This is a genomic window from Oryzibacter oryziterrae, assembly GCF_021864535.1.
Taxonomy (GTDB): Bacteria; Pseudomonadota; Alphaproteobacteria; order Rhizobiales; family Pleomorphomonadaceae; genus Pleomorphomonas; species Pleomorphomonas oryziterrae.
On the sequence record NZ_JAKJIC010000043.1, the window covers coordinates 1 to 4224 of the forward strand.

Consider the following 4224-nt stretch of genomic DNA (forward strand, 5'->3'; position numbering starts at 1 on the left):
CGGCGCCGCCAACGGCCACGGCGGCGGTAACGACCACGGCGGTGGAAACGGCAGCGGCGACGACCACGGCGGTGGAAACGGCGGCGGCAACGACCACGGCGGCGGTAACGACCACGGCGGTGGAAACGGCGGCGGTAACGACCACGGCGGTGGAAACGGCGGCGGTAACGACCACGGCGGTGGAAACGGCAGCGGTAACGACAACAGTGGCGGAAACGACAACAGCTCCGGCAGTGGCAACGGTGGCGGTAACGGCGGCGGCGGTAACGGCGGTGGCAACGGTGGCGGCAACGGCGGCGGCAACGGCGGCGGCAGCGATCACGGCGGCGGCCATGGCGGCGGCGACAAGGGACATGGCAAGCCGGACTGATCGGCAGTCAACCGACAGGTCGTGAAGGGAGACCCAGATCGTGGTGCCAACCCGCAGCCGTCCAAGCGCGGTCCGCGTCGCCCTTCATTTTGGTCTGGTCACCACGCTGTTGGCCCTGCTGTGGGCGACCGGCGCCCTTGACTGGCTCAACCGCTGGCAGGTCGACCAGCGCTTTTCCCTTGCCTCGCGCCCGCCCACCGGCCAGATCGTGCTGGTGGACATCGACGCACGGAGTCTGGCCAAGGTCGGCACCTGGCCCTGGGATCGCGGCGTCTACGCCGATCTGATCGACCGGCTGCGAACGCTCAAGGCCGCCCAGATTGCCCTGGACATCGACTTCAGCGCCCGCTCGACGCCGCAGGCCGACGCCAGGCTTGCCGACGCCATCGCCCGCTCCGACAGCCCGATCTTCCTCGCAAGCTTTGCGCAACGGGCCGGCACCGGAACGGCCGAGATGACGCTGAACAAGCCGATCGACGCCCTTCTGGCCGCTGGCTGGCCGGCCCTTGTCAACGTGCCCGTCGACGGCGACGGCCGGGTGCGCACCTTCACCGAGCGCCTGTCCTTTCAGGGCGAGACCATCGAGGCCCTTCCAGGCCTGCTGGCCGGCGTCTCGGAGCTCGATCGACCCATCGTCATCGATTTCTCCATTGATCGCCGGGCGCTGGTCCACCTCTCCGCGGCCGATCTCCTGTCGGGTGACGTGAGCGCGGCGGCGGTAGCCGGCAAGACGGTGATCATCGGCGCGACCGCAGTCGAGCTGCACGACTTCCTCCAGGTGCCGCGCTGGGGCATCCTGGCCGGGCCCGAAGTGATCGCGCTCGCCGCCGAAACCCTGCTCCAGCTGCGCAACCTGACCGCCGACGCCCATCCTGCCGCGATCCTGCTGCTGGTGGCGCTGGCGCTCGGCCTGTCCATGCTGCCGATGCGCCCGGCCATGATCGGCCTCCTCGGTCTCGCCGCCGTCACCCAAACCGCGGCCGCCATTCTGCAGATCTCGCTTGCCGCCGTGCTCGACACCGCCGCGCTCGACGTCGCCATCATCTGTCTTCTCGCCCTGATGCTGCTGCGCGAATATGACGTTCGCGGCGTGCTCCTGCGGATCGCCCGCATCGAGAAATCCAACGCCGACCGCTTGCTGCAGCGGGTCGTCGACGACGGCTTCGACGCCATCCTCATCCTCGATCAGGCCGATCAGGTGGTGCGCAGCAACCGGGCGGCCCGCAATCATCTGGGGCCGGCCGCCAGCGGCGCGGCGCTGCCGCCGGCGCTGACGGTCCTGCTGCACAAGGTCCGCGCCGAGGCGGCGGAGCGGGACACCCCGCTTGTCGACGACATCGAAGTGGTCTCTCCCGACGGTCGCCGCCAGATCCTCGAATGCGCGCTTGCGGCCTTCGAGATGGAAGGCGCACGCCGGCAGGGCGCGCTGTCCTATGTCTGCATCACCCTGCGCGACGTCACCGAAGGCCGCAAGGCCGCCGCGCGCATGCGGCGCATCGCCTTGCAGGACGCGCTGACCGGACTGCCCAATCGCAGCGGCCTCCTCGAAGGCCTCACCGCGGGCGAAGGCACGCTCGTCTGTCTCGATCTCGATCGCTTCCGCAGCATCAATGACGCCTTCGGCGAAGCGGCCGGCGATCAGGTGCTGATCGAAGTCGGCAAGCGGATTGGCCGGCGGCTGGCTGGGCGCGGCACGGTGGCCCGCATCGGCAGCGACGAGTTCGCCATCTCCCTGCCGGGCCCGGTCGACGCGGCCGAGGCCCTTGTCGCCGAACTCACCGCCGAACTTGCCGAACCGGCCATCGTCAACGCCCATCGCATTTCCCTTGGCGCCGCCTTTGGCGTGGCCGGTCAAGCCGCAGGAACGCCCCCCGACGCCGCGCGTCTGCTGGGGCGGGCCAGCCTCGCCCTGTCGCGCGCCCGCAAGGCCGGTCGCGGCGGCTCCGTGGTGTTCGACGCGGGCATGGAAGCCGAAGACCTCGAGCGGCTGCAGCTCGAGCAGGAGCTGCGCCAGGCGCTGGATCGGGGAGAGCTTGTCGCCGCCTACCAGCCGCAGGTCGACCTTGGCACCTCACGCGTGGTCGGCGCGGAAATGCTGATGCGCTGGCTTCACCCGACGCGCGGGCCGGTGTCGCCGGGCGTGTTCATCCCCATCGCCGAGCAGAGCGGCCTGATCCACCAGCTGACCGCCTGGGCCATCGCCCGCGCCTGCGCCGACGCCGTTGCCTGGCCCCGGCCCATCCGCATCGCCGTCAATGTCTCCGCCATCGACCTGCAGGCCGGCGATGTGCCCGCCACGGTGCGGCAGGCGCTCTCCGCCTCGGGGCTGGATCCGGGCCGGCTGGACCTCGAGATCACCGAGTCCGTCTTCGTCGCGGCCACCGACACCATCGCGGCCACCTTCGCTGCCTTGCGCGGCCTCGGCGTCAACTTCGCGCTCGACGATTTCGGCACCGGCTATGCCTCGCTCGGCTATCTCAACCGGTTGCCCCTGTCCAAGCTCAAGATGGACAAGAGCTTCGTGGATCACATTGCCACAAAGCCGCAGGCGCTGGCCATGGCCGACGGCATCATCCATCTCGCCCACAATCTCGGCCTAGCGCTGGTGGCCGAGGGCATCGAGACCGACGCCCAGCGCCAGAGTCTCGCCGGCCTCGGCTGCGACATCGGGCAGGGCTGGCTGTTCTCCAAGGCCATTTCCAACGCCGAGATCACGGAACTTCTGCGCCGCGACAATCCCTTGTGACGGCAGCCCTGCCCCCCCGGCCTCACGCCAGCCCGTGCTTGCGCAGCCGATACTCCAGCTGCGGACGGCGCAGGCCCAGGCTGCGGGCGGCGGCGGAGATGTTGCCGCCGGCTGCGCCAAGCGCGGTGCGATAGGCTTCACGTTCCAGCTCCTCGAAGCTCTGCGTCGCCGGCGCCTCGCTCGGCGCACCGGTGCGGATGCGGCTGCCCTCCACCATGGCCGAGCCGGCCGGCAGGCGGTCGCCGGGGCGGAAGACATGGGGAACGTCGATGCGCCCGGCCTCGTCGGAGAAGATCACGCCGCGCTCGACGAGATTCTGCAATTCGCGGATGTTGCCGGGATAGTCATAGTCGAGCAGCGTCGCCATGGCCCGCGGCGTGAAGCCGGCCGAAGTCTTGCCGTAGCGCTGGCTGTAGACCTTCAGGAAATGATCGATCAGCAGCGGGATGTCGTCGCGCCGGTCGCGCAGCGACGGCAGGTCGATCGGCACCACGTTGAGCCGATAATAGAGGTCCTCGCGGAAGCGGCCGGCGCGCACTTCCTCGCGCAGGTCCACATTGGTGGCCGCCACCACGCGCACGTCGACGCTGCGCGTCAGCGTGTCGCCGACACGATCGATCTGCCGTTCCTGCAGCGCGCGCAACAGCTTGGCCTGCGCCGACAGGGTGAGCGTGCCCACTTCGTCGAGGAACAGCGTGCCGCCGTTGGCCCGTTCGAACCGGCCCGGCCGCGAGGCCTGCGCGCCGGTGAAGGCGCCCTTTTCCACGCCGAACAGCTCGGCCTCCATCAACGTCTCGGGCAGGGCGGCGCAGTTGACGGCAACGAAGGGTCCGGCGCGCCGGCGCGAGGCGTCATGCAGCATGCGCGAGAACAGCTCCTTGCCCACCCCGCTTTCCCCCATGAACAGCACGGTGGCCTCGGTGGCCGCCGCCCGCTCCAGCATCTGCCGGGCGCGCAGGAAGCTCGCCGAGGCGCCGATGGCCGCCGACGCCTGCGCATCGACGGCGGTCGCCGCAAAGCGCGGCCGCACCGGGCCGGGCGGCACGATCTCCTCGGCGCGCGCGTCGCCCCAGGCGGCGGCGTGGCGTCCGGTGCAGCGGCACAGCGG

At 70.4% G+C, this 4224-nt stretch carries 3 protein-coding genes; 1 reads left to right on the forward strand and 2 read right to left on the reverse strand.

The features are described from left to right. The coding region (locus L2I41_RS21350) for a hypothetical protein (RefSeq protein WP_237155650.1) at nucleotides 1-355 on the reverse strand (355 nt) is incomplete at its 3' end. A 55-nt stretch (nucleotides 356-410) separates the two neighbouring features. Between L2I41_RS21350 and L2I41_RS21355 the strand changes: the two genes are divergently transcribed. Then, nucleotides 411-3116 (forward strand): EAL domain-containing protein, encoded by a 2706-nt coding sequence (locus tag L2I41_RS21355; protein WP_237155651.1) that lies wholly within the window; start codon nucleotides 411-413, stop codon nucleotides 3114-3116. A 22-nt stretch (nucleotides 3117-3138) separates the two neighbouring features. Here L2I41_RS21355 and L2I41_RS21360 read toward each other — a convergent pair. Then, on the reverse strand, nucleotides 3139-4224 hold a 1086-nt coding region (locus L2I41_RS21360), incomplete at its 5' end, for a sigma-54 interaction domain-containing protein (RefSeq protein ID WP_237155652.1).